The organism is Sinorhizobium sp. NFACC03 (assembly GCF_900103435.1).
Taxonomy (GTDB): Bacteria; Pseudomonadota; Alphaproteobacteria; order Rhizobiales; family Rhizobiaceae; genus Ensifer.
Map to the genome: position 1 here is coordinate 52,854 of NZ_FMXF01000009.1, position 24,398 is coordinate 77,251.

The 24,398-nt window shown below is 62.9% G+C and carries 19 protein-coding genes; 5 read left to right on the forward strand and 14 right to left on the reverse strand.

What is annotated here, in order from left to right; translation table 11 throughout:
• Positions 1-83 precede the first annotated feature (83 nt).
• The 6 genes from BLU35_RS13970 to BLU35_RS13995 form a co-directional block, all read right to left on the reverse strand.
• Positions 84-863 carry a 3-ketoacyl-ACP reductase gene (locus BLU35_RS13970; RefSeq protein WP_093233456.1) on the reverse strand — a complete coding sequence of 260 codons (780 nt, stop codon included), beginning with the start codon at positions 861-863 and terminating at the stop codon, positions 84-86.
• On the reverse strand, positions 860-2,359 hold the full coding sequence (locus BLU35_RS13975) for an FAD-dependent oxidoreductase (protein WP_093233457.1): 1,500 nt from the start codon (positions 2,357-2,359) through the stop codon (positions 860-862). The genes BLU35_RS13970 and BLU35_RS13975 overlap by 4 nt, the downstream gene beginning before the upstream one ends.
• Before the next feature lie 6 nt (positions 2,360-2,365).
• Positions 2,366-3,478: an ABC transporter ATP-binding protein gene (locus tag BLU35_RS13980; protein ID WP_057254853.1), complete on the reverse strand. Its 1,113-nt coding sequence runs from the start codon at positions 3,476-3,478 to the stop codon at positions 2,366-2,368.
• A gap of 4 nt (positions 3,479-3,482) precedes the next feature.
• Complete coding sequence (locus tag BLU35_RS13985; RefSeq protein ID WP_058321647.1) at positions 3,483-4,364, reverse strand: carbohydrate ABC transporter permease; 882 nt, start codon at positions 4,362-4,364, stop codon at positions 3,483-3,485.
• Positions 4,364-5,242, reverse strand: coding sequence for a carbohydrate ABC transporter permease (locus BLU35_RS13990; RefSeq protein WP_057254851.1), 879 nt, complete (start codon positions 5,240-5,242; stop codon positions 4,364-4,366). The genes BLU35_RS13985 and BLU35_RS13990 overlap by 1 nt, the downstream gene beginning before the upstream one ends.
• A gap of 172 nt (positions 5,243-5,414) precedes the next feature.
• A complete protein-coding gene (locus tag BLU35_RS13995) occupies positions 5,415-6,647 on the reverse strand; it encodes an ABC transporter substrate-binding protein (protein WP_373419844.1) in 1,233 nt (410 codons plus the stop codon).
• Positions 6,648-6,962: 315 nt separating this feature from the next.
• Between BLU35_RS13995 and BLU35_RS14000 the strand changes: the two genes are divergently transcribed.
• On the forward strand, positions 6,963-8,027 hold the full coding sequence (locus BLU35_RS14000; RefSeq protein WP_093233458.1) for a LacI family transcriptional regulator: 1,065 nt from the start codon (positions 6,963-6,965) through the stop codon (positions 8,025-8,027).
• A 102-nt stretch (positions 8,028-8,129) separates the two neighbouring features.
• Here BLU35_RS14000 and BLU35_RS14005 read toward each other — a convergent pair whose 3' ends face one another.
• From BLU35_RS14005 to BLU35_RS14025, 5 genes are read right to left on the reverse strand one after another with little or no spacing between them, the layout of a single operon-like run.
• Entirely contained in the window at positions 8,130-9,638 is a 1,509-nt protein-coding gene (locus BLU35_RS14005; protein WP_093233459.1) for an aldehyde dehydrogenase family protein, read from the reverse strand.
• Complete coding sequence (locus BLU35_RS14010) at positions 9,638-10,417, reverse strand: enoyl-CoA hydratase/isomerase family protein (RefSeq protein ID WP_057254847.1); 780 nt, start codon at positions 10,415-10,417, stop codon at positions 9,638-9,640. The genes BLU35_RS14005 and BLU35_RS14010 overlap by 1 nt, the downstream gene beginning before the upstream one ends.
• Complete coding sequence (locus BLU35_RS14015; RefSeq protein WP_093233460.1) at positions 10,410-12,029, reverse strand: acyl CoA:acetate/3-ketoacid CoA transferase; 1,620 nt, start codon at positions 12,027-12,029, stop codon at positions 10,410-10,412. The genes BLU35_RS14010 and BLU35_RS14015 overlap by 8 nt, the downstream gene beginning before the upstream one ends.
• Positions 12,030-12,033: 4 nt before the next feature.
• Positions 12,034-13,035, reverse strand: coding sequence for a Gfo/Idh/MocA family protein (locus BLU35_RS14020; RefSeq protein ID WP_058321644.1), 1,002 nt, complete (start codon positions 13,033-13,035; stop codon positions 12,034-12,036).
• The gene (locus BLU35_RS14025) at positions 13,032-14,072 is read right to left on the reverse strand and encodes a LacI family DNA-binding transcriptional regulator (RefSeq protein ID WP_093233461.1); all 1,041 of its coding nucleotides are present in this window, start codon (positions 14,070-14,072) and stop codon (positions 13,032-13,034) included. The genes BLU35_RS14020 and BLU35_RS14025 overlap by 4 nt, the downstream gene beginning before the upstream one ends.
• A gap of 298 nt (positions 14,073-14,370) precedes the next feature.
• Here BLU35_RS14025 and BLU35_RS14030 point away from each other — a divergent pair, with 298 nt between their 5' ends.
• Positions 14,371-15,543, forward strand: coding sequence for a dihydrodipicolinate synthase family protein (locus tag BLU35_RS14030; RefSeq protein ID WP_057254844.1), 1,173 nt, complete (start codon positions 14,371-14,373; stop codon positions 15,541-15,543).
• Between the two features lie 70 nt (positions 15,544-15,613).
• Here the strand turns inward: BLU35_RS14030 and BLU35_RS14035 are convergent, their stop codons facing one another.
• Together BLU35_RS14035 and BLU35_RS14040 are read right to left on the reverse strand one after the other, a co-directional pair.
• Complete coding sequence (locus BLU35_RS14035) at positions 15,614-17,677, reverse strand: M3 family metallopeptidase (protein ID WP_093233462.1); 2,064 nt, start codon at positions 17,675-17,677, stop codon at positions 15,614-15,616.
• Between the two features lie 105 nt (positions 17,678-17,782).
• The gene (locus BLU35_RS14040) at positions 17,783-18,424 is read right to left on the reverse strand and encodes a LysE family translocator (RefSeq protein ID WP_057254842.1); all 642 of its coding nucleotides are present in this window, start codon (positions 18,422-18,424) and stop codon (positions 17,783-17,785) included.
• A 364-nt stretch (positions 18,425-18,788) separates the two neighbouring features.
• Between BLU35_RS14040 and leuB the strand changes: the two genes are divergently transcribed.
• Positions 18,789-19,901, forward strand: a complete 1,113-nt coding sequence (leuB, locus tag BLU35_RS14045; RefSeq protein WP_093233463.1) for a 3-isopropylmalate dehydrogenase — start codon at positions 18,789-18,791, stop codon at positions 19,899-19,901.
• A 194-nt stretch (positions 19,902-20,095) separates the two neighbouring features.
• On the forward strand, positions 20,096-20,785 hold the full coding sequence (locus BLU35_RS14050; protein ID WP_057251994.1) for a phosphatase PAP2 family protein: 690 nt from the start codon (positions 20,096-20,098) through the stop codon (positions 20,783-20,785).
• 108 nt (positions 20,786-20,893) lie between these two features.
• On the opposite strand, the gene BLU35_RS14055 is transcribed toward BLU35_RS14050, so the two are convergent.
• Positions 20,894-22,783, reverse strand: coding sequence for an MFS transporter (locus tag BLU35_RS14055; protein ID WP_057251995.1), 1,890 nt, complete (start codon positions 22,781-22,783; stop codon positions 20,894-20,896).
• A 497-nt stretch (positions 22,784-23,280) separates the two neighbouring features.
• Between BLU35_RS14055 and BLU35_RS14065 the strand changes: the two genes are divergently transcribed.
• Complete coding sequence (locus tag BLU35_RS14065; RefSeq protein ID WP_057251996.1) at positions 23,281-24,315, forward strand: aspartate-semialdehyde dehydrogenase; 1,035 nt, start codon at positions 23,281-23,283, stop codon at positions 24,313-24,315.
• Positions 24,316-24,398 lie beyond the last annotated feature (83 nt).

The window sequence follows — 24,398 nt, forward strand, 5'->3', positions numbered from 1 at the left end:
CGCCATTTGGAACGTTCCAAGTTTTCGACGTGATAACTCCAAACCCTGCCCGCTTGCGAGCGTCTGTAAGTCCTGCCTGTTTCCTAGAGTCGGCCGATCGAAAGGCCGCCATCCGCCTGGATGACAGAACCCGTGGCAAAGCCGAATTTGCCACCGGCGAGACCGGCCACCATGTTGCCTATATCCGCCGGCTCGCCCCAACGGCGCATCGGCACCAGCCCGCCATCGATCAGAGTGTCGTATTTCGCCGAGACGCCCGCGGTCATGTCGGAGCGGATGATGCCCGGCCGGATCTCGAAGACCGAGATTCCGGTATTGGCGAGCCGTAGCGCCAGCCCCTGGCTGAAGGCGGCAAGCCCGGCCTTGGTCATGCAATAGTCGAGCCGCTCCGGCGAACTCATCGTCGCCGAAACCGAGGTGATGTTGATGATCGACCGCGGCGTCACATCGGCCGGATCGGTCAGCATCGACACCAGAACGGCCTGGGTGAAAAACACCGTGCCGCGCAGGTTGGTGGCGACGATCGTGTCGAAATTCTCCGGCAGCAGGTCGAGAAAGTCACCCCTGACGACCGAGGCGATGCCGGCATTGTTGACGAGGCAGCGGATCGGGCCGAGCTCGGCGCGAACGCGCTCAACGGTGGCGCCATGCCCGCCGACATCGGCAAGATTGGCCTCGATGTAGATGGCCCGGCCGCTGTCGCCCGCAAGTTCGGCAAGCGTCTGGTCCGTGGCAGTGTCTGGAGCGCCGAGACCGGTGATGGCGATGTCGAAACCGTCGCGCGCAAGCGCGCGGGCAACGCCGAGCCCGATGCCGCGGCGGCCGCCGGTGACGATGGCGACGGGACGCGTCGATGACGTCATGATCGGAACTCCTTCGCAACGATATGGTCGGCGACGCGCAGCGCCTGGGCGGCAACCGTCAGCGCCGGATTGACGGCGGCGGACGTGGGCAGAAAGGCGGCGTCGACGACGAAGAGATTGGGGTGGTCGAAGGCACGGCAATAGACGTCGAGCGGCGCGTCCTTCGGGTCGGTGCCGATTCGCACCGTGCCGCATTGGTGCGACGGCGTGCGCTTGTCGAAGGCCTGGGAAAGCACGATCGGATAGCCGGCGGCCTTGAAGTGCGCGCGCATCTTCGCTTCGAGCCCGGAAAGTGCCTCCATGTTCGAGCGCCGCCACTGCATGATGATGCCCTTGCCGTCGACCATGATACGACTTTCCGGGTTCGGCAGGTCCTCGGTCATCATGTACCAGTCGACCGCATGACCGGCCATGAAGTCGAAGGCGAAGCGTGGCCCCCAGATCGGCGCATTGGCTTTGAGGATGTCGGCATTGATCTTGCCGAGCAGCTGGACATTGCCGAGTGGCAGGCCATCCCTACCGCCGGTCAGGTAATAGTCGTTCAGCATCAGCGTCTTCTGGTAGATGCTGTCGTTGCGCCTGAACGGATTGATCGCCAGCATGGCGCTGCAATTGTGGTTCATGAAGTTGCGGCCGACCTGGTCGGAAGCGTTTGCCAGCCCCTTGCCGTCGCCGGAGCGCAGCAGGATGGCCGCCGAATTGATCGCGCCCGCCGCCAGGATCACCAGCTTCGGCGACAGCTTCTTCTTCTCGCCCCTGTGGGTATAGTGGATCGCCTCGATCCGGCCGCCCGGCCCCGCCTCCAACGTGTCGACATGGGCTGAGGTGATCAGCTCGATATTGGGGTCCTTCAGGGCGGCCGCAAGCGATGCGGTCTCGGCATCCTTCTTGCCCTTGCCGGTGTTGGGAAATCCGTCCCATGGCGTGCGCCCGCCGGCGAGCCACGTCTCGATATCGACACCGAGCGGCAGCGTCGCCGGGTGCAGTCCCTGCGCCTTCAACTCGGCGCGCGCGCGGGCAATCGCCGGCTCGTCCGGTACCGGGCCGTGAGGATAGGGCGAGGCATGGAACGGCTCCGTCGGGTCCTGGCCCAGCTCGCCGCGCACCTCGAACAATTGCTCGGCCTTGCCGTACCACGGCTCCAGCTCTTCATAGGCAAAGGGCCAGGCCGGCGAGACGCCGCCAAGGTGCTGCATCTCGGTGAAATCCTCGGCACGGTAGCGCAGGAGCACCGCGCCGAACAGCTTGGAATTGCCGCCGACGAAGTAGAAATTTCCCGGATTGAACTCGGCACCATCGGGCTCGCGCCACATCTCCTTTGGCCGGAAATGGCCCTTGACGAAGATCGAGCTGTAGCTGCGCGCCTCCGGCGTATCGGGCAGGCGCTCGCCGCGCTCGAGGATGGCGATGCGGGCACCGGAGCCGGCAAGCCCCGCCGCAAGGGTGGAGCCGCCGATACCCGACCCGATGATGACGATGTCCGGCTGCTCCTGCATCGTTCGTTACACGATCCGCTGCTGGCTCTGCGGGTCGAAGAACACCGCCTTGTCGAGGTTGAAGGCAAGGCGCGAGGTCTGGCCGGGGGCGATGCGCGCATCGGCGCGCAGGCGAGCAACGACCTCCTTGCCGCCGAGACGGGTCACCGCGAAAGTGTCCGAACCCGCGGGCTCAACCACCTCGATCAGGCATTCACCTTCGACGATCGCCTTGGCATTGCGGTCGGCCCCGTCAGGATCGGTCAGCGCTTCCGGACGGATGCCGAAGACGACGTCCTTGCCGGCATAGGCGGCGAGTGCGCCGTTATGCGGCACCGCCAGCTTCATCGGCTCGGCGTTCGGGCGCGCGAGCGTGACGGCAACGTCGGAACCGCTCTTTTCGATGCGCGCCGTCAACAGGTTCATGGCCGGCGAGCCCATGAAGTCGGCGACGAACATGTTGGCCGGATTGTTGTAGATCTCCGCCGGCGTTCCGAACTGCTGCAGCACGCCGTCCTTCAAGACCGCGATCTTGGTCGCCAGCGTCATCGCCTCGATCTGGTCGTGCGTGACGTAGACGATCGTCGTCTTCATGCGATGGTGCAGGCGCTTGATCTCGGTGCGCATGTCGACGCGCAGCTTGGCGTCGAGGTTGGACAGCGGCTCGTCGAACAGGAAGACCTGCGGGTTGCGCACCAGCGCACGGCCCATGGCGACGCGCTGGCGCTGACCGCCGGAAAGCTGGCTCGGCTTGCGGTCGAGCAGATGGCCGATCTGCAGCATGTCGGCGACCTGCTTGATCGCCTTTTCGCGCTCGTCCTTCGGCACGCCGCGGATTTCCATGCCGAAGGCGATGTTTCCGGCGACCGTCATGTTCGGATAGAGCGCGTAGGACTGGAACACCATGGCGATGTCGCGCTTCGACGGATGCAGATCGGCGACCGAGCGGCCATTGATGGCGATCTCCCCCGACGTGATCGGCTCCAGCCCGGCAATCGTGTTGAGCAGCGTGGACTTGCCGCAGCCCGAGGGGCCGACGAGCACGAGGAAACCACCCTTTTCAATCTCCAGGTTGATGTCCTTCAGGATCTCGAGCGAGCCATAGGATTTGCGCAGGTTGCTGATTTTCAAGAAAGACATGAGCTTATCCTTTCACGGCGCCCGACATCAGCCCGCGAACGAAGTAGCGGCCGGACACGATGTAGACGATGAGCGTTGGCAGGGCGGCAAGGATCGCGCCCGCGAAGTGAACGTTGTATTCCTTGACGCCTGTCGAGGACGAAACGAGGTTGTTGAGCGCAACCGTCATCGGCGTCGAATAGGGGCCGGAGAAAGACGCACCGAACAGGAAGTCATTCCAGATGTTGGTGAACTGCCAGATGACCGAAACGACGATGATCGGGCCAGACGACGGCAGGAGGATACGCCAGAAGATCTGGAAGAAGCTGGCTCCATCGATCTGCGCCGCGCGCACCAGCTCGGTTGGAAACGCCTCGTAGTAATTGCGGAAGTAAAGCGTCGTGAAGCCGAGGCCGTAGATCACATGGACGAAGATCAGGCCCCAGATCGAACCGGCGAGCCCCAGGATACCAAGGATGCGCGCCATCGGGATCAGCACGATCTGGAACGGGATGAAGCAGGACAAAAGCAGCATGCCGAAAAAGATGTTGGCACCAGGAAAGCGCCACTTCGTCAGGACGTAGCCATTGAGCGCGCCGATGATCGTCGAGATCGCCACGGCCGGCACCACCATCAGGATCGAGTTGATGAAGAATGGCTTGAGGCCAGTCGGCTGAACGCCTATCTGCGCCGTCGACCAGGCCTGAAGCCAGGGCTCGATCGTCCAGGTCTGCGGCAGGTTGAGCATGCCGCCCTGGCGGATCTCATCGAGCGGCTTCACCGAATTCACCAGCATCACATAGAGCGGCAGCAGCGAATAGAGCGCGAAAAGGATCAGTGCGGTATAGATCAGCGCACGGGTGAGGCGGTTGTGCGAGATGATGTTGTCTGGGCTCGGAGCGCTCATCAGCGTTTTGCTCCCCGGATTTCGGAATAGAGATACGGAACGATGATCGAGAAGATCATCACCAGCATGATGATCGCCGAGGACGCGCCGATGCCCATCTGGTTGCGGGTGAAGGTGTAGGAATACATGAAGGTCGCTGGCAGTTCGGTCGCCTGCCCCGGGCCGCCGCCGGTCAAGGCGATGATCAGGTCGTAGGCCTTGATCGCCAGGTGCGCGAGCACCACGAAGGCCGACAGGAACACCGGCCGCATCAAGGGAATGATGATCCGGCGATAGATCGTCGAGGTCTTGGCGCCGTCGATCTGTGCTGCCTTGATAATCTCGTTGTCGACGCCGCGAAGGCCGGCCAGGAACATCGCCATGATGAAGCCGGTCGACTGCCAGACCGCGGCAATCACGACGCAGTAGATCGCGTAGTTGCGGTCCTTGATCCAGTTGAAGGAGAAGCTCTCCCAGCCCCAGAGATGCATGGTGTTTTCAAGACCGATGCCAGGATCGAGGAACCACTTCCAGGCCGTTCCCGTCACGATGAACGAGAGCGCCATCGGATAGAGGTAGATCGGCCGCAGGAAACCTTCGGCCCGGATCTTCTGGTCGAGCAGGATTGCCAGCCCGAGACCGAGCACGGAGCAGATGGCGATATAGAGCGCGGCGAAGATCGCCAGGTTGCTCACCGCCCGCCACCAGTGCGGCAGCGCCCACAGTTTCGCGTAATTGCTGAACCCCACGAAATTGTAGGACGGCAGCATCTTGCTGTCCGTCATCGACAAGAAGCCGGTATAGGCAATGAAGCCATAGACAAAGATCAGGACGATAAGGAAGCTCGGGGCAAGGACCAGCTTCGGTATCAGGTCCTGCAGGCGGCTGCGGCTATCCATGAACGTTCACCACTTCTGGCGCGGCCGTCGGGAAATCCCTGATATCGGCATCCGCGCGAGGTTCTGGGTATCGAAGCGCCCTTCCCCGCGTCCTATTGGCCACGGCGGTACGATGACGCTTGCATGTCGGAATGGGTGTCCGGGGCGCTTTGAGCGCCCCGGAACGAGCCCGTTACTTCGCGGCCTCGACCGCTGTGACCAGTTCCTTGACGGCCTCTTCGGACGTCAGTTCGCCGTTGAACTCACGCGTCACGACGTCGTAGATCGCGTTCTTGACGGCAGCCGGGTTGGCATGGCCATGCGCCATGGAACCGAAAAGCTTGCCGTTGCTGTTGGCTTCGGCGAGGTCCTTGATGCCCTTCTTGCCGCAAGCGTCGAAGTCCGTGTCCGGAACGTCGGTGCGGGCCGGGACCGAACCCTTGACCACGTTGAAGGCCGACTGGAAGGTCGGGCTTTCGATGGCCGAAGCCATGGCGAGCTGCGCCGGAACCTTGTCGTCAGCAACCTTGAACATCGCGAACTGGTCGGAGTTGAAGGTGACCGAGCCTTGCGTGCCCGGGAAGCGCATGCAGACGAAATCGGTGCCAGGCACCTTCTTGGCCTTCAGGAACTCGCCCTTCGCCCAGTCGCCCATGAACTGCAGGCCGGCCTTGTTCTCGATGACCATGGCGGAAGCGAGGTTCCAGTCGCGACCGGAGAAGTTGTCGTCGACATAGGAGCGCAGCTTCGTCATGCGATCGAAGGCTTCCTTCATCTTGTCGCCGCCGAGCGCTGCCGGGTCGAGGTCGATAAAGGCCTGCTTGTAGAAGTCGGTGCCGAGCGAAAGCACGACAGCGTCGAAGATCGTCGCATCCTGCCAGGGCTGGCCGCCATGGGCGATCGGGGTGATCCCTTGAGCCTTGAAGTTGTCGAGCAGCGCGATCAGTTCGTCCCAATTGGCCGGTTCCTTGCCGCCAGCCTTGTCCAGTGCGGCCTTGTTGATCCAGACCCAGTTGGTCGAGTGGACGTTGACCGGAGCTGCGATCCAGTGGCCGTCATACTTCGAGAACTGCTGCAGGGCCGTCGGCACAACCTTGTCCCAGCCTTCCTTGGCAGCGGTTTCATCGAGGTTGCCGAGCGCGCCTTCCTTGGCCCAGTCGAGAATGTCGAAGCCGAGCATCTGAACGGCGGTCGGAGCGTTGCCCGCGGTGACGCGAGCGCGCAGAACGGTCATGGCTTCCGTACCGCCACCGCCGGCAACCGGCATGTCGGTCCAAGTGATGCCCTTGCTTTCCAGATCCTTCTTCAGAACGTCGAGCGCGGCAGCTTCGCCACCGGATGTCCACCAGTGCAGAACTTCCACATTCTCGGCTGCGCGCGCGGCGGTGGCCGCCATCATCAGCGCCACAACGGCCGTCGTCGTCATCAACTTGCGCATCGTTATCCTCCCGTTTGCAAGTTTTCGAAGTGGAACCTCCTTCCACCCCGGAATTCGCGCCGCTCTAGCCAGCGGCTGGCCATTTAAAACGTTATAAATTCAGCAAGTCAAGCATTGCACCATTTTGTATTTTAGCACCTTCAGAACCGATTGAATTTGCTGAATTATATAGCACACATTGGCTTTTGCAGTGCAGCAAACCATGCCGCGATGCGAGATTTAAAACGTTTTCATGATTCGATTGCCTAAGCGTTCGCACCACGTTACAAAACCCGCTCTCGCCCGCTCTCAGGATGACTTGCATTGGCCGATCCCTCCAAGCCCGCCCATCGCGAAGACGGTGGCTCCACCGCCAAGCGCGGCAAGCCGACCCTTCGCACGATCGCGGAAATCACCGGCCTTGCGGTCACCACCGTATCCCGCGCGCTTTCCGATGCGCCGCAGATTTCGCTCGATACCCGCAAGCGGGTGCGCGAGGTCGCCGATGAGATCGGCTACTCGCCCGACCGCGCCGCCCAGCGCCTGAAGACCGGCCGCACCAATGTCATCGGCGTGCTGCTCGACCCGCATGAGGAAATCCTCGGCTACGGCACTTCGATCATGAGCGGCATCGCCAAGGCGCTGCAGGGCACGGCGTTTCACCTGATCGTCATGCCGAACTTCCTGAATTCGACCAATGTCGAGGCGGTCAACTACATCACCCGCAACGGCATGGCCGATGGCCTGATCTTCTCGCGCACGGAACCGCTCGATCCGCGGGTCCGGTTGCTCTCCGATCTCGGTTTTCCCTTCGTCACCCATGGGCGCACGGAGCTTTCCACCCCGCACCCCTATGTCGACTACGACAACTTCACCTTTTCCTACCAGGCGACGAAACGGCTGATCGCCAAGGGCAGACGCAAGCCGGCTCTGATCAGCGGTCCCGCCGGTTTCACCTTCGCCGGGCACCTGCAGCATGGCTTCATGACCGCCGTACGCGAGGCCGGTTGCGCCTATGAGATCCTCACCGGCATCGACCTTGATAGCCCCGCCGGCGCGATCCGCGACCGTATCCGGCAGCGCTACGCCGAGCCCGGTCCGCCGGATAGTTTCATGTGCGGCGGGGAGGTCTGCGCGCTCGCAACCATCACCGGCATGAGCGATTGCGGGCTGACGCTTGGCCGCGAATACGACATCGTCGCCAAGCAGACCTCGCATCTGCTGAGCGCCATCCAGCCGCAGGTCGAGACGATCTACGAGGACCTGACGGCAACCGGCGAGGACATGGGCCGGGTGCTCCTGCAAAAGATCGGCGGCGAAAGCGACGTCAGCAAGCTGCAACTGTTGCTCTGTCCGCAAATCCCCGCGAGTTTCGGTACGGCGGGCTGAGCAGGCGGGAAAGATGCGCAAGGCCGCGTCGCGTGACGCTGCCTCCTGCCGCCTCTGATCTCCGCCCTCGATCCGCATGTCTTCTCCTCCCTCAGCAGCGCCTTAACGCGGCATCCACCAGCCGGTGCGCGGCCCCATATGCATGTTGAGCGTCTTGGTCTCGGTGTAATCCTCGACCGAATGTCGGCCGAGCTCGCGGCCGAGACCGGATTGCCGGTAACCGCCAAAGGGCAGCTCCGACGCGCCATCCATGAAGGTATTCATCCAGATGGTGCCGGCGCGCACGCGGCGGCCGATCGTCAGGCAGGTGTCGAAGTCGCGGCTCCAGACGCCGGCCGAAAGACCGTAGTCGATCGCATTGGCTATGCTGATCGCTTCCTCGGTCGACTCGAAGGTCAATACCGAGAGAACCGGGCCGAACACCTCTTCGCGCGCCACCGCCATGTCGGGGCGCACGGCCGAGAGGATCGTCGGCGCCATGAACTGGCCCATGCCGAGATCGAGGGCCGTGCCGCCATGAGCGACCGCCGCCCCCTCCTTCGACGCAGCAGAAACATAGCCGGCAATTTTTTCCAGATGCTGCGGCGTGATGATCGCGCCGACCTGGGTTTCCGGATCGAGCGGATCGCCGACCTTGACCTTGGCCGAAAGCTCGGCGATCCGCCGCGTCACCTCGTCGGCGATATCGCGATGCAGGATCAGACGCGAGCCGGCATTGCAGCATTCGCCGGCATTGAAATAGGCGCCGAAGACGGCCGCATCGATGAATTCGTCGAGATTGGCGTCGGGGAAGACGATCTGCGGGTTCTTGCCGCCGAGTTCCAGCGACACCTTCTTCAGCGTCTGTGCGGCATTGGCCATGGTCAGGCGACCAACGCCGGTCGAACCGGTGAAGGACACCATGTCCACATCCGGATGCGTCGTCATCGGCGCGCCGACCTCCGGCCCCGTGCCGGTGATGATGTTGACGACGCCAGCAGGGACGCCAGCCGCTTCGAGGATTTCGCCGAGCAGCAGCGTCGAAGCCGAGGTCAGTTCGGACGGCTTGACCACCGTGGTGCAGCCCGCCGCCAAGGCGAAGGGCAGCTTCTGGCTGACGATCAGGAACGGGAAGTTCCAGGGCGTGATGATCGAGACGACGCCAATCGCTTCGCGCAGCACGACACCAAGCGTGCCATCGCCGAGCGTGTTGTAGCTTTCGCCATGCAGATCGCGGGCAAGGGCCGCGGCATAGCGCCAGATATCGGCCGCGCCGCCAAGCTCGCCCTTGGCCTGGCTGATCGGCTTGCCGGATTCGATCGCGTCGAGATAGGCGAGTTCATCGGCCCGTTCCGCGATGATGTCGGCGGCCCGCAGCAACACCAGCGAGCGCTGGGAAGCGGTCATGCGCGGCCAGGCGCCTTCGTCGAAAGCACGGCGAGCCGCGGCGATCGCCTTTTCGGCGTCGGCCTTGGTGCCCGCTTGGTAGCGGCTGACGACGACGCCATGGCCCGGCGACACGCGCTCGATCATGCGCCGCTCGGCGCTGTCCACCCATTTGCCGTCGATCAGCATCTGGAAGGCGCGGACCTTGTGGTCGCCAAGCGCCTTGGGTTTCACGAGCACGGTCATTACCATTCTCCCTTGAATTGGGCTTCACGCTTTTCGGAAAAGGCGGCAACGCCTTCCTTGAGATCACCGGTCTTGGCGACGAGGATCGAGCCGAGAGCCTCGACCGCCGAGCCATTGTCTTCGCCATTCGCCGAAGCGATCATCAGTTTCGAGATTTCGAGCGCCGCCGGGCCGCGCTTCGCAACACGCGCCGCGTAGTCGCGGGCGGCGGCAAGGACCGTGCCGGTCTCGACGACGGCATCGACCAAACCTTCCTTGAGCGCAGTCTCGGCAGTGAACATCTCGCCACCCAGCACCATGCGCCGCACGATCTGGGCACCGAAGCGCGAGACCAGGCGCTGCGTGCCCGACCAACCGGGAACCATGCCGAGGCTCGTTTCCGGCAGACCGATCTTGATCTGCGCCTCGGCCAGGCGGATGTCGGCCGCGGCCGCAAGCTCCAGCCCGCCTCCGAGCGCGTGGCCGTTGAGCGCGGCGATCACAGGCATGCGCAACGTCGCCAGCCGCTCGAACACACGATGGCCGAAGCGCACCCAGTCATGACCGAATGCGGGCGCATCCATGCCGCCCCAGGCCTTGATGTCGCCGCCGGCCGAAAACGCCTTGCCCTCACCGGTGAGGATGACAACGCGGATGTTGCGGTCGGCCTCTACCGTATCGCAGGCGGCGGCCAGGGCCTTCAGCATGTCGATGTCGAAGGCGTTGAGCTTTTCCGGGCGGGCGACCGTCATGGTCGCGATCGCGCCTTCTATCTCAATTCGGATGCGCCCCTCAGCCATGGTGGCCTCCGTCGAGCCGACGCTGCGCCTTTTTCGGCAGCTCAAGCCCGATCAGTGCGTCCTGGAAGAGGGCAGCATCCATCGTTTTCAGCTGATTGGACACGATCAGCGGAAACTCCGACTGATCAAGAATATGGGTCTGCAGATCGACGCCCGGCGCGATCTCCGTCAGCATGACGCCCTCAGGCGTCAGCTTCATCACGCAGCGCTCGGTCACATAGGTGATGTCCTGGCCTTGCTCGATGCCGCGACGGCCGGAGAAGGTGACGTGTTCGACCTCGTTGACCAGCTTCTTCAGCTTGCCTTCCTTCTCGATCACCAGCTTGCCATCGCCGATCGAAAGCTTGGCGCCGGCATTGAACATGCCGGAAAAGACGATCTTCTTCGCCCGCGCCGTGATGTCGACGAAGCCGCCGGCGCCGGCCGTCACATGCGGACGGAACGAGAGCTTTGAGACATTGACCGAGCCGTGACGGTCGATCTCGAGGAAGGAGAGCAGCGACGCGTCGAAGCCGGCACCCTGGAAATAGGTGAACTGGTAGGGCGAAGGCATGAAGGCATCAGCATTGGAGGCGCAGCCGAAGGCGAAGTCGAGGAGCGGCACGCCACCGACGGCGCCCTGCTCGATCACCCAGGTGACCGCGCCATGCAGGCCTTCTTCGAGCAGGATGCGCGGCACGTTGGCCGAGATGCCGAAGCCGAGATTGACGGCGCTACCGGCTTGCAGCTCCTGCGCCACACGGCGGGCGATCACCTTCTGGATGTTGAACTCCGGCACCCGGAAACTGTCGAGCGGCCGGAAGATTTCGCCTGAGATCGCCGGATCGTAAAGCGTCTGGGTCGTCTGTTTCTGGTCAGGATCGACGATGACATAATCCACGAGGACGCCCGGCACCCGCACGTCGTGCGGCTTCAACGAGCCTTCCTTGGTGATGCGCTTGACCTGGGCAATGACGATGCCGCCATTGTTGCGGGCGGCGAGCGCCTGGTCGAGACCGCCGAGATAAGCGCCCTCGTGTTCATAGGTGAGGTTGCCGCGCTCGTCCGCGGTCGTGGCGCGGATGATGGCCACCTCAGGCGCGATCGCCTTGAAATAGAGCCAGTCCTCGCCCTCGAACGAGACCTTCTTGACCACCGGCTCGGCCGCGGCCGAAGCATTCATCGCGCAGCCCTCGCGCGACGGGTCGACGAAGGTGTCGAGGCCGACCTTGGTCATGACGCCCGGCCGCTTGGCGGCGGCCTCGCGGTGCATATCGAAGAGGATGCCGGACGGGACGTTGTAGGCGGCCACTTCGTTGGCGCCGATCATCTGCCAGATCAGCGGCGGCTCGGCGCTGGACGGACCGGAGGGATAGGAGCCGCCGATGATCTTCTTCAGCAGGCCCTTCTTCGCGATGTAGTCGACACCTTTGATGCCGCTCATGTCGCCGGCGGCGATCGGGTGCAGTGTCGTGAGATCGCGCGGATGACCGGTCGCCTCGAAGCGCTCACCGATCGCCTTCAGCATCAGGTCGGGGCAGCCGAGTCCACTGGACGACGAGACGGAAACCACCGCGCCATCCGGGATCAGGGCGGCCGCTTCGGCCGGCGAGATATGCTTGTTCATCGACATGAGTTCAAAGTCCCGTTTCGATCGCCACCGCCTGGCCGGTCGCAGCCGCCTTGACCACGGCAAGACCCGTCGCCAGCGACCACACGCCGTCTTCACCCGTGGCCGAAGGACGGCCTTCGCCCTTGACTGCGGCGTGGAAGGCGGAAAGTGCGGTTTCGTAGAGGTTGCGATGGTCGAGCGACAGCTCGGTCTCACCATCGGCATTGCGCAGCGTCACGGTTCCGACCGGTCGCTGGGTCATGACCTTGCGGCCGATCAGCGAGCCCTCGGTTCCATGCACCTCGAGGCCGGTATCGGCGAACCTGGTGGTAAAGGCGTCATGGAACTGGGCGATGACGCCGGAGCGGAAGTGCAGCACGCCCATGACGCCGTCTTCCAGGCCTTCCTTGCCCATGCCGGCGCTGTGGCTGATGGCGACCGCTTCGATCGGGTCATCGTCGAGCACGTAGCGCAGCGTATCGACATCATGCACGGTGATGTCGAGAATGACGCCGCCGCCGGCTTCCGGCCTGTCGAGCCGCCAGCCCTGGAGGTGCGGTGGCAGATAGACGGCATGGAAGACGCGTGCCGCAATCGGCCTGCCGATTCGGCCCGCGGCGATCGCTTCACGCATGGCGCGATGGGGGGCGGCATTGCGCAGATGGTGGTTGGTGGCGAGCACGACGCCCGCCTCACACGCCTTCAGCACCATCTCGCAGCCATCATTGAGATTCATCGCCAGCGGCTTTTCGCAAAGCACGTGTTTGCCGGCAGCGATCGCCGCCAGCGTCTGTTCGCGATGCAATTCGTTGGTGGTCGAGACATAGACCGCATCGACGTCGGGATCACCGACCAGTTCAGCAACTGACGTCACCGACTTCGGAATGCCGTTTTCCTCGGCATAGGCAGCGCCGCGCTCGGCATTGGTGCTCATGACCGAGACGACCTCGCCACCGGCGGCGCGGATCGCGCCAATCACCCATTCGCGCGCAATCGTGCTTGCGCCGATCAGACCCCACCGCGTCATGCCAATGCCTCCCTTTTTCTCTCCACCGCAGCGCCGCAGCTCTGGCGAACGACGAGGCGCACCGAACTGACGATCGCTTCGGGTTCCGCCTTGCCGGCCTTGATCTGCTTCAGCAGCAGTTCGGCGGCCCGCTGACCCATGCCCTGCGGATCGACGGAAACCGTCGTCAGTGCCGGCACGGCGGTCTTTGCCTCGATCACGTCGTCGAAGCCGATGACGGCGAAATCGGCGCCCGGCTCCAGCCGCCGCGCCCGAAGGCCGTCGCAGACGCCGAAGGCGACCGCATCGTTGAAGCAGAGCGCCGCCGTCGGGCGGTCGGCGAGCATCATTGCCTGTTCCACCGCCGTTACCCCGCCGGCGCGCGATGGCGCCGAACCGATGATCAACGCATCGGAGCCTGCAATACCGGCCTCGATGAGAGCATCGCGGTAGCCGCGCATGCGCGCCTCGAAGACGGCAGTATCGGGAAAGCCGCCGAGAAAGGCGATGCGCTGGTGGCCACGCTCGATCAGGTGACGCACGGCCGCCATGGCACCGGCGTGATTGTCGGATATCAATGAAGAAACGTCGGCGCCGGCAATGTCGCGCACGACAAGCACGACGGGAATGCCGCTATCGACCAGAGGCGCGAGATCGGCAACTTCCGTGCCGCGCGCCGGAGAGACGATCAGGCCGGAGACGCCGTGCTCACGCATCGACGCCACCACTTCGCGCTGACGCTCGATCTTTTCACCGGTGTTGGCAAGGAACTGCACGAAGCCAGCCGACTGCACGACGGCATCGACACCGACGGCCAGCTCCGCAAAGAAGCTGTTGGTGAGATCGTTGACGACGATGCCGATGATCTTGGACTTCGCCTGGCGAAGATTGGCAGCTCCACGGTTGTAGACGTAGCCGAGATCGCGGATCGCGGCATTCACCTTGGCGCGCGTCGCCTCGTTGACGAGCGAGCTGCCCTGCAGAACGAGCGACACGGTCGACTTGGACACGCCGGCGGCGTGCGCAATATCGATGACCGTCACCCTTTCCTTGACCACAGCATCCTCCCGAATTCTCGTACCTGCTTTTCTCTTTCATAATTGGAACGTTCCAATTTCGTCAAGAGATGATTGATCACTTTTTTCTGGACCAACGACTCTTCTAGCGATCAATCGGCATTAAATGCCAGTGAACTGGCGCCTTCCTGATGACAAAAATCGATACAAAACAACGATGTAATCACACGTGAGCCGCTACCGATAACACTGTTGGCGAATTCCCAAAAACAATGCCACTTGCCATTTGGAACGATCCAAAGTATTTCAACACAAACTTCCGCGGAGGAGACCTACCCCGATGACAAGCCTCACGCTGCCGCACCAAGACGGCTCGCTCGAACACTACCGCCTGACGGGAACCCCGATCGAACGGCCGCAGACGCCGCCGACCTTCAACCGCATCGCCTATGCGGCCGCCCATGTGGTCTCGGATCCTCTCCGGGATCTCGATCCCTGGGGCAATCCGGCGATCGACTGGGGGGCGACGATGGCGTTTCGCCACCATCTCTGGAGCCTTGGCTTCAAGATCGCCGAGGCGATGGACACCGCCCAACGCGGTATGGGCCTTGCCTGGCCGGGCGCGCAGGAACTGATCCGCCGCTCGCTTGCGGACGCGCGGCAGGTTCCGGGCGCCGATCTTGCCTGCGGTGCCGGCACCGACCACCTGGCGCCGACCGATGCGCGATCGCTGGACGACGTGATTGCCGCCTACGAAGAGCAGGTCGGCTTCGTCGAAGGCGAGGGGGGCAGGGCGATCATGATGGCAAGCCGCGCACTCGCCCGCGTTGCCCGCTCCGCCGACGACTATCGCCATGTCTATGGGCGCATCCTCGGCCAGACCCGACACAAGGTCGTGCTGCACTGGCTCGGCGACATGTTCGACCCGCAACTTCGGGGTTACTGGGGCTCTGAGGACTTCGACCAGGCGCTCGATACCGTGCTCTCGATCATCGAAGCCAACCGCGACAAGGTCGAAGGCATCAAGATCTCGCTGCTCGACAACGCCAGGGAAGTGGCGCTACGCAACCGCCTGCCGGACGGCGTGCTCTGCTTTACCGGCGACGATTTCAACTATGCGGAACTGATCGAAGGCGACGGCACGAAGTTTAGCCACGCCCTGCTCGGCATTTTCGATGCGGTAGCACCCTCCGCCTCCAAGGCGCTCGCAGCACTCGCCAAGAGTGACCTCGCCACCTTCCGCGGCGTGATCGAGCCGACCGTGCCGTTGTCACGCAAGATCTTCGAGGCGCCTACGCAATACTACAAGGCCGGGGTCGTTTTCCTTGCCTGGCTGAACGGCCACCAGCGCCACTTCACCATGCCCGCCGGCATGCAGTCCGCCCGCGGGGCGCTGCACTATGCCGACATCTTCCGTCTCGCCGACCGCGCCAATGTGCTCGACCGGCCGGAACTGGCGGCGCAACGGATGCAAAGCCTGCTATCGACATTTGGCGTCGAGCAGAGCGCTTGAGCAGAATGCTAAAACGGCGCCCGAGGGCGCCGTTCCAATATCCAGCCAACCGGGCAGGTTTCAGGACACCTCAGGCCGCCAGGCCCTTCTTTGCCAGCATCGCATCCGGGCTCGGCAGCTTGCCGCGGAACGCCTTGTAAGCATCCTCCGGATCGATCGAGCCGCCGACCGAATAGATATTGTCCTTGAGGCGGGCGGCCATCGCCGGATCGAAGGCATTGCCGGTTTCCTCGAAGGCCGCGAAGGCGTCGGCGTCGAGCACTTCCGACCACATGTAGGAATAGTAGCCTGCCGAATAGCCGTCGCCCGAGAAGACGTGCAGGAAATGTGGGCTGCGGTGGCGCATGACGATGGATTTCGGCATGCCGATCTCATCGAGCTTCTTTGCTTCGAGCGCCATCGGCTCCGCCGTCTCCTCGGCCGTGTGGTAGGCCATGTCGACCAGAGCAGAAGAAGTGAACTCGACGGTGGCGAAGCCGGAGTTAAACGTCCGGGCGGCGAGCACCTTGTCAAGCAGCGCCTGCGGCATCGGCTCGCCGGTCTGGTAATGCACTGCGTAGCGCTTGAGGATCTCCGGCACCGTCAGCCAATGTTCGTAGAGCTGCGACGGCAGCTCGACGAAATCGCGCGACACACCGGTACCCGAAACGGACGGATAGGTGACGTTGGATAGCATGCCATGCAAGGCATGGCCAAACTCGTGGAAGAGCGTGCGGGCATCGTCGAGCGACAGCAGTGCCGGCTTGCCCTCGGCGGGTTTGGCAAAATTGCAGACGTTATAAATGATCGGCAGTTCGCCTTCGGCGCCGTTCTTCAGTTTCAGCTTGTGCTGCGACTGGAACGAGCTCATCCAGGCGCCGGAACGCTTCGACGACCGGGCGAAATAATCGCCGAGGAAGAGGGCCACCAGCTTGCCGGACGCGTCCTTGATCTCGAAGACCCGCACGTCAGGATGATAGGCGGCGATGCCTTTCTTCTCCGTCGCGGTGATGCCGAACAGGCGCTTGGCAACGTCGAAGCAAGCTTCGATGATCTTTTCGAGCTGCAGGTAAGCCTTGAGTTCGCCTTCTGAGAAATTGAACTTCTCGGCCCGGAGCTTTTCGGCATAATGGCGCCAGTCCCAGGGCATGACGTCGTGATTGCGACCCTCGCCGGCAACGAGCCGGGCAAGCTCCGCCTCTTCCTCGTGGGCGCGGGCAACGGCCTTTTCCCAGACCTGCATCAGGAGACCGTTCACTGCGGCCGGCGTCTTCGCCATGGTGTTGTCGAGCTTCAGCGACGCGAAGTTTTCATAGCCGAGCAGCTTCGCCTTTTCCGCGCGCAGCGCCAGCATCTCGGCGATCAGCCCGCGATTGTCGGTGTCGCCGCCGTTTTCGCCTCGCGCGACCCAGGCGCGGAAGGCCTGTTCACGGAGCTCGCGATTTTCCGAGAAGGTCAGGAACGGTTCGATGATCGAGCGCGACAGGGTAACCGCGTATTTTCCCTTCTGGCCACGGTCCTCGGCCACTGCCGCCATGGCGTCGCGAAGGAAGTCCGGCACACCGGCGAGCTGTTCCTCGCTTTCGAGGAACAGAACCCAGTTCTTCTCGTCGGCAAGCACGTTCTGCCCGAACTTCGCGCCGATGCCGGCGAGCTTTTCGTTGATCGCGGCCAGCCGCTCCTGCTCGGGTTTTGCGAGCTTGGCGCCGGATTTGACGAAACCCTTCCAGTGCCGCTCGAGCACACGGGTCGCTTCAAGATCAAGCCCCAGGGACTGGCGGCCTTCCCACAGCGTGTCGATGCGCCTGAACAGCGCGGCATTCATGCCGATCTTGGAATAGTGCCGCGACATCTTTGGGGCGATGTCGCGCTCCAGCGCCTGAATCGTTTCGTTGGTGTCGGCCCCGGCCTTATTCCAGAAGATGGAGGACACGCGCGAAAGTGCATCGCCAGCGATTTCGAGTGCAACGATGGTATTCTCGAAGGTCGGAGCGGCCGAATTTTCGGCAATCGCGTCAATCTCCGCTTCGTGCTCCCGGAAGGCCGCTTCGAACGCCGGCGCGAAATCCTCGTCCTTCACCAGATCGAAACGCGGCAGGCCCTCGTGGCCTGACCATGATGTGAGCGCGGGGTTGAGCGGGGTGCTGGTGGTCATCAGAAATCCTTTCGCATGCGGTCCGGCTTAGGTCCGGGGAGGGGGCCGGCTACCTCCGACATGAGGAAGCGGCGAAAATGAAGGTGGTTGCCGGCAGGGATACCGTCAAGGTTTGCGCAGCCCGAGAAGTCCCGGCGCTGCGTGCCAGACGGCTTGAGCGGCGAAGCCCATGAACAGGAGACCGGAGAGCCTGACGATTGCCAATTCGTGCCGTCGGTAGAAACGCCGCACCACAGAGGTGCCGATGATGACGATCAGGATCAGGTCGGCAACAAGAAAGCCGATGAGCGAGACGCCAAGCAGCGCCGGAAGCGCGTTGAACTCAAGCGCGTTCGCCGAGCTGGCAAGCAACGCCGTGAAAGTTGCGAGCGCCACCGGATATCCCTTGGGATTGGTGAGCCCAAAGATCAGGCCGCGCCGCAGCGGACGCTCGACGGTCAGGAGTGCCCGGTTCTCGCCCGCCGGCCTCGCACGGAGTGCCGTCCAGCCGATCCAGCCGAGATAGACGCCGCAAAAGAGGCCGAGAATATCGAAGATCGTGCTACCGACCGAGCGCGCGCCAACGATGGCAACCAGCGCCAGGGTCGACCAGAGAACGTCACCCGCCAGGTGCCCGCCCATGAACAAGGCGCCTGCCTTGCGCCCCTGTCCGGCGCCGATACCGAGCAACGCCAGAAACGCCGGTCCGGGAATAAGGACATAGGAAAGGGCGGCGAGAAAGGCTCCGATCAGCAGCGTCTCGGACATGGCGGGTTCCCGGTTGTGTTGCCCGCATTCGATCCGGAGGCACCGATTCAGTCAAGAGGAAAGCTAAGCCAGCTATATGACGACGCGGGTGACCGCTTGCCAGCAAAGGTTAAATTCTTGGCCGTGGCGCGGATATGTGTGGCGACTGCATGGACGAACTTGCGCATGCTTTTCTCCTAGGAGGATCGATGGCCGGGCAAGATGCGCGGCCTCGAAAAGAGCATCCCACTTCCTCGGTAGAGCAGCTGTTCCGCCGGGAACGTGCCGCTCGCAGCCGCGCACAAATCTTTCGTCGCGGCGATTTCCCTCGATACGAAGTTGCGCTAGAACGCGGCCGAGTTTTCCCCCGCGAGAAGGACTATCCATGACTGTGCGCAACCTCTTCCTTCTGCCCGGCGACGGCATCGGCCCGGAAGCCATGGCGGAAGTCCGCAAAATCATTGCCTACATGAATGCCGAGCTTGGTGCCGGCTTCGTGACCGACGAGGGCCTGGTCGGCGGTTCGGCCTATGACGCCCATGGCCAGGCGATCTCGGAAGCGGACATGAAGAAGGCGCTGGCCGCCGATGCGGTGCTGTTCGGCGCCGTCGGCGGTCCGAAGTGGGATGCGGTGCCCTACGAGGTGCGTCCGGAAGCCGGGTTGCTGCGTCTGCGCAAGGATCTCGAACTGTTCGCCAACCTGCGCCCGGCGATCTGCTATCCGGCACTGGCTGCCGCCTCGTCGCTGAAGCCGGAACTGGTCGAAGGCTTGGACATCCTGATCGTGCGCGAACTGACCGGCGGCGTCTATTTCGGCGAACCGAAGGAAATCATCGATCTCGGCAACGGCCAGAAGCGCGGCATCGACACCCAGGTCTACGACACCTACGAGATCGAGCGCATCGCCGGCGTCGCCTTCGAGCTGGCCCGCACGCGGTCCAACCGCGTCTGCTCGATGGAAAAGCGCAACGTCATGAAGTCGGGCGTCTTGTGGAACCAGGTGGTGACCGAGACGCACAAGGCGAAATACGCCGACGTCCAACTCGAGCACATGCTGGCGGACGCCGGCGGCATGCAGCTGGTGCGCCAGCCCAAGCAGTTCGACGTCATCGTCACCGACAACCTGTTCGGCGACATGCTGTCGGACGTCGCCGCCATGCTGACCGGCTCGCTCGGCATGCTGCCGTCGGCCTCGCTCGGTGCCCCGGATGCGGTGACCGGCAAGCGCAAGGCGCTCTACGAGCCGGTGCATGGCTCGGCCCCCGACATTGCCGGCAAGGGCATCGCCAACCCGATCGCGATGATCGCCTCCTTTGCCATGTGCCTGCGTTATTCCTTCAACCTGGTGACGGAAGCCGACAATCTGGAGAAGGCGATCGCCGCCGTGCTCGACCAGGGCATCCGCACCGGCGACATCATGGCCGAGGGTGCGAAGAAGGTCGGCACCACGGAAATGGGCGACGCCATCCTCGCCGCGTTCAAGGCGCTGTCGGCCTGAGCCACCAACGATTGCCGTCGGCGTGATCTGACGCCGACCTGCAGACAAGAACAGACACCTCCGGAGCGCATCCGGAGGTGTTTTGCGTCGCACGGCCTTGAATTTGCCGAAAGAACCGACACATCGGGGAACTAGACGCCATGAGAAGAACGAACGCGGCGCAGACATGCGACGCGGCGGCAGGACGGAGATTCATGAACGGACCACTTGCGACCACCGGATGGATTGCACTGACTACTTTCGTCCTCGTGCTCGCACTCATTCCATTGGATCCATATCTGTCGCAAAGCGCGCAGGCGCTGCCGGAAAGCATCGTCGATTTCAATCGGATGATCACGGACTTCGGGACGTTCGCCTGGATGATCTACCTTTCAGCTGGGCTCCTGGCAGCGACGTTCATCCTGCGTCGCGCGGCAAACCAGGGGCCGCTTCAGCGCAGGGCAAGTGCCGCCCGCGATCTTGCGGCCTATTTCCTCCTGACGATCGGCACAGCCAGCGCGCTGGTCCACACACTGAAAATTATCGTCGGCCGGGCCCGGCCGGAACTCTTCACCGAGCTCGGCGCCTACAGCCTGACGCCGTTTGCCAACAGCGGTCTGTACGAAAGTTTCCCCTCCGGCCATTCGACCGCGGCCGGCGCCTTCTTCGGTGTCTTCGCCATGCTGATGCCGAAGCTGAGGCCACTCTTTCTGATCCTGGCGCTGACGATCGGCGTTTCCCGCGTCATCGTCGGCGCACACTACCCAAGCGACGTCGCTGCCGGGCTGCTGCTCGGTCTCTGGACATCCGTGATGGTGGCGTTTCTCTTCGCGCGGCAGAACCGGCTGTTTCATCTGAGCGAGGGTGGATGGCCGCTCGTGGGGCGCAGCGATCCACGCCCATAAAAAAGCCGGCGCGGAAGGCCGCGCCGGAGTCAGGAGAGCCATAGTAGCTCGGGGAAGATTTGGTGCGCTCCCGGGAAATGGTTCTCCCGGGAGCGCGTGACTGCAGACTTAGTCCATCGCGTGAATGTCGCGGTCCTTCGTTTCCGGCAGGAACAGGAGGCCGATGACCAGCGTGATGCCTGCGAAGACGATCGGGTACCAAAGGCCGTAGTAGATATCGCCCTGGGCCGCGCTCATCGCGAAGGCCGTTGCCGGAAGCAGGCCACCGAACCAGCCGTTGCCGATGTGGTAGGGCAGCGACATGCCGGTGTAGCGGATGCGGGTCGGGAAGAGTTCGACCAGCAGCGCAGCGATCGGGCCGTAGACCATGGTCACGTAGATGACGAGCACGGTCAGAACGGCGATGATCGTCGTCCAGTTGACATTGGCGGGATCCGCCACCATCGCGTAGGTGCCGCCGCCGGCGATCGTGTAGACGGCCATTTCGGTGGCAGTGCCGACTTCATCCTTCGTCAACAGCTTGTCGGCGACGAGCTTGTCGGCCGGAACCATGGTCTTCTCGCCGCCGCGAACGGCAGCCGGATCAAGCGCCAGTTCCGGGTTGGCGGCGACAAAGCCGTCAAGCTTGGATTCCGGAACCTTTGCCGCACCACGAACCAGCGGGTAGCCGGCATTGTGAAGCGCCGTGTTGGTTTGCTTTTCGAAGGCGGCATTGGCAGCCTTGGCGCCATCGCCTGCGGCGACCGCGTCGTAGCTGTTGATCGTGGTTTCGCCGACCTTGACCGTTGCGGCCGTACCCGCGGCGGCCGTCGTTACCACGTCGTAGGGCACCGAGTTCTTGGTGAGGAATGCGGTTGCGATGTCGCACGAGGTGGTGAACTTCGCCGTGCCCGTCGGGTTGAACTGGAATTTGCAATCGCCGGGGGCCGCGGTCACCGTCGCGCGGACGGTTGCCTGGGCTTGAGCGAGTGCCGGGTTACCGGCCCAGGTCAGCGCCTTGAACAGCGGGAAGTAGGTGAGCATGGCAAGCAGCAGGCCGGCCATGATGATCGGCTTGCGGCCGATCTTGTCGGAGAGCCAGCCGAAGAGCACGAAGAAGCCCGTACCGATCAAGAGCGAAGCGGCGACCATGATATTTGCCGACTGGCCGTCCACCTTGAGCACGCCCGTCAGGAAGAACAGCGCGTAGAACTGACCGGAGTACCAGACGACGGCCTGGCCGACGACGGCACCAAACAGTGCCAGAAGCGCGATCTTGGCATTCTTCCACTGACCGAAAGCTTCCGACAACGGTGCCTTGGAGCCCTTGCCCTCTTCCTTCATCTTCTTGAAGGCCGGCGATTCGTTCATCTTCAGGCGGATCCAGACGGAAACGCCGAGAAGCACGACGGAGACGAGGAACGGAATGCGCCAACCCCAGGCAGCAAAGGCTTCCTTGCCGACCAGGAACTGGACGAGGAGGATCACCACCAACGACAGGAACAGACCGAGCGTCGCTGTCGTCTGGATCCAGGAGGTGAAGTAACCGCGGCGCCCGTGCGGCGCATGCTCGGCCACATAAGTGGCGGCACCGCCATATTCACCGCCGAGCGCCAGGCCCTGCAGCATGCGCAGCGCGATCAGCAGGATCGGTGCGGCAATGCCGATCGAGGCAGCGCCGGGCAGGATGCCGACCAGGAAGGTCGACAGACCCATGATCAGGATCGTCACGAGGAAGGTGTACTTGCGGCCGACGAGGTCACCGAGGCGACCGAAGACCAGGGCGCCGAACGGGCGAACGAGGAAGCCCGCGGCAAAGGCCAGAAGCGCGAAAATGTTACGCGTCGTTTCCGGATAGGAACTGAAGAAGGTCGCGCCGATATAGACGGCAAGCGAGCCGTAAAGATAGAAATCGTACCATTCGAACACGGTACCAAGCGACGAGGCGAAGATGACCTTCTTCTCCTCGCCGGTCATTGGACGCGTTTTTGCGTCGTCCACTGTCGCGACATTTGCCATTTCGTTTATCCTCCACTCCAAAACAGCTTGTTGGAGCGCCCATTGGCTGGTCCGGCATTCCTCCCTAGAACCGCCGGACGTGGTGCGCCTGTTGAAGAGGATGTCAGAAAACCTGCGGCGCAGGCAGAGATGCTTTCGGCTTATGACTTTCGTCTAATGCGGCGATCGACCGCGGACCACGCCGGGGAAGCCACCAAGATGCAGCGGCGTCTTGACTCTTCCCCAAAACCGCGTAAGAGCAGCGACGAACGAGGAAATCACCACCATGCGACCGATCGGTCCAGCCATCGCTGCTTTGATCCTGCCGGCTCTTGCCGCGGGGCAGGATGTCGATTTTTCGTTCGCTTGCAAAACAACGGCCAAAACGACGACGAAAACCGTCTGACGTCTCTGGCCCTCCGCTCTCTCCCCGGTAAGGCCGGGGACCGGAACCTTCGTGGCAACGCGCGCGGTTCCCCCTCCACCCGACGAGGAGAGACAGAAAGAGAGCTTAGATCATGGGTTTCAAGATTGCAGTCGCAGGCGCCACCGGCAATGTCGGCCGGGAGATGCTGAACATCCTTTCCGAACGCGGCTTTCCCGCGGATGAAGTGGTCGCGCTTGCTTCCGCCCGCTCCCAGGGCACGGAAGTTTCCTTTGGCGACAAGACCCTCAAGGTCAGGAACCTCGAAAACTACGATTTTTCCGATACCGATATCTGCCTGATGTCGGCCGGCGGCGCTGTTTCTCTCAAGTATTCGCCGAAGATCGGCCAGCAGGGCTGCGTCGTCATCGACAACTCTTCGGCCTGGCGCTACGACGCCGAAGTGCCGCTGATCGTGCCGGAAGTGAACCCGGACGCGATCTCGCTCTTCACCAAGAAGAACATCATCGCCAACCCGAATTGCTCGACGGCCCAGCTCGTCGTGGCGCTGAAGCCGCTGCACGACCATGCCAAGATCAAGCGCGTCGTCGTCTCGACCTACCAGTCGGTTTCCGGCGCCGGCAAGGACGGCATGGACGAACTCTTCAACCAGACCCGCGCCGTCTTCGTCGCTGATCCGATCGAATCGAAGAAGTTCACCAAGCGCATCGCCTTCAACGTCATCCCGCACATCGACGTGTTCATGGAAGACGGCTACACGAAGGAAGAGTGGAAGGTCCTGGCCGAAACCAAGAAGATGCTCGATCCGAAGATCAAGGTGACCTGCACGGCTGTGCGCGTTCCCGTCTTCATCGGCCATTCGGAATCGGTCAACATCGAGTTCGAGAACGAGATCACCGCAGACGAGGCCCGCGACATCCTGCGCGAAGCACCGGGTTGCCTGGTCGTCGACAAGCACGAAAACGGTGGCTACGTCACGCCTTACGAATGCGCCGGCGAAGATGCGACCTACATCTCGCGCATCCGCGAGGACGCAACCGTCGAAAACGGTCTCAACATCTGGGTCGTTTCCGACAACCTGCGCAAGGGTGCGGCACTCAACGCGATCCAGATTGCCGAGCTCCTGGTCAACCGCGGTCTCATCAAGCCGCGTAAGCAGGCCGCCTGAAACGGCAATTGAGCAATTCGTTCCCGCCGAGCCCATCCGGGCTTGGCGGGTTTCCTGTTTCACAATCGCGGGTCGTTTCGCCC

What these genes read in the sequence shown, in the direction of transcription:
- BLU35_RS14035 (WP_093233462.1), bottom strand. Translation starts at nt 17,677, where the DNA reads ATGACCACCAGCACCCCGCTCAACCCCGCGCTCACATCATGGTCAGGC.
- BLU35_RS13985 (WP_058321647.1), bottom strand. Translation starts at nt 4,364, where the DNA reads ATGAGCGCTCCGAGCCCAGACAACATCATCTCGCACAACCGCCTCACC.
- BLU35_RS13980 (WP_057254853.1), bottom strand. Translation starts at nt 3,478, where the DNA reads ATGTCTTTCTTGAAAATCAGCAACCTGCGCAAATCCTATGGCTCGCTC.
- BLU35_RS14005 (WP_093233459.1), bottom strand. Translation starts at nt 9,638, where the DNA reads ATGACCGTGCTCGTGAAACCCAAGGCGCTTGGCGACCACAAGGTCCGC.
- BLU35_RS14030 (WP_057254844.1), top strand. Translation starts at nt 14,371, where the DNA reads ATGACAAGCCTCACGCTGCCGCACCAAGACGGCTCGCTCGAACACTAC.
- BLU35_RS14055 (WP_057251995.1), bottom strand. Translation starts at nt 22,783, where the DNA reads ATGGCAAATGTCGCGACAGTGGACGACGCAAAAACGCGTCCAATGACC.
- BLU35_RS13975 (WP_093233457.1), bottom strand. Translation starts at nt 2,359, where the DNA reads ATGCAGGAGCAGCCGGACATCGTCATCATCGGGTCGGGTATCGGCGGC.
- BLU35_RS13990 (WP_057254851.1), bottom strand. Translation starts at nt 5,242, where the DNA reads ATGGATAGCCGCAGCCGCCTGCAGGACCTGATACCGAAGCTGGTCCTT.
- leuB (WP_093233463.1), top strand. Translation starts at nt 18,789, where the DNA reads ATGACTGTGCGCAACCTCTTCCTTCTGCCCGGCGACGGCATCGGCCCG.
- BLU35_RS14020 (WP_058321644.1), bottom strand. Translation starts at nt 13,035, where the DNA reads ATGACGCGGTGGGGTCTGATCGGCGCAAGCACGATTGCGCGCGAATGG.
- BLU35_RS14050 (WP_057251994.1), top strand. Translation starts at nt 20,096, where the DNA reads ATGAACGGACCACTTGCGACCACCGGATGGATTGCACTGACTACTTTC.
- BLU35_RS14010 (WP_057254847.1), bottom strand. Translation starts at nt 10,417, where the DNA reads ATGGCTGAGGGGCGCATCCGAATTGAGATAGAAGGCGCGATCGCGACC.
- BLU35_RS14015 (WP_093233460.1), bottom strand. Translation starts at nt 12,029, where the DNA reads ATGTCGATGAACAAGCATATCTCGCCGGCCGAAGCGGCCGCCCTGATC.
- BLU35_RS14065 (WP_057251996.1), top strand. Translation starts at nt 23,281, where the DNA reads ATGGGTTTCAAGATTGCAGTCGCAGGCGCCACCGGCAATGTCGGCCGG.
- BLU35_RS13995 (WP_373419844.1), bottom strand. Translation starts at nt 6,647, where the DNA reads ATGACGACGACGGCCGTTGTGGCGCTGATGATGGCGGCCACCGCCGCG.
- BLU35_RS14040 (WP_057254842.1), bottom strand. Translation starts at nt 18,424, where the DNA reads ATGTCCGAGACGCTGCTGATCGGAGCCTTTCTCGCCGCCCTTTCCTAT.
- BLU35_RS13970 (WP_093233456.1), bottom strand. Translation starts at nt 863, where the DNA reads ATGACGTCATCGACGCGTCCCGTCGCCATCGTCACCGGCGGCCGCCGC.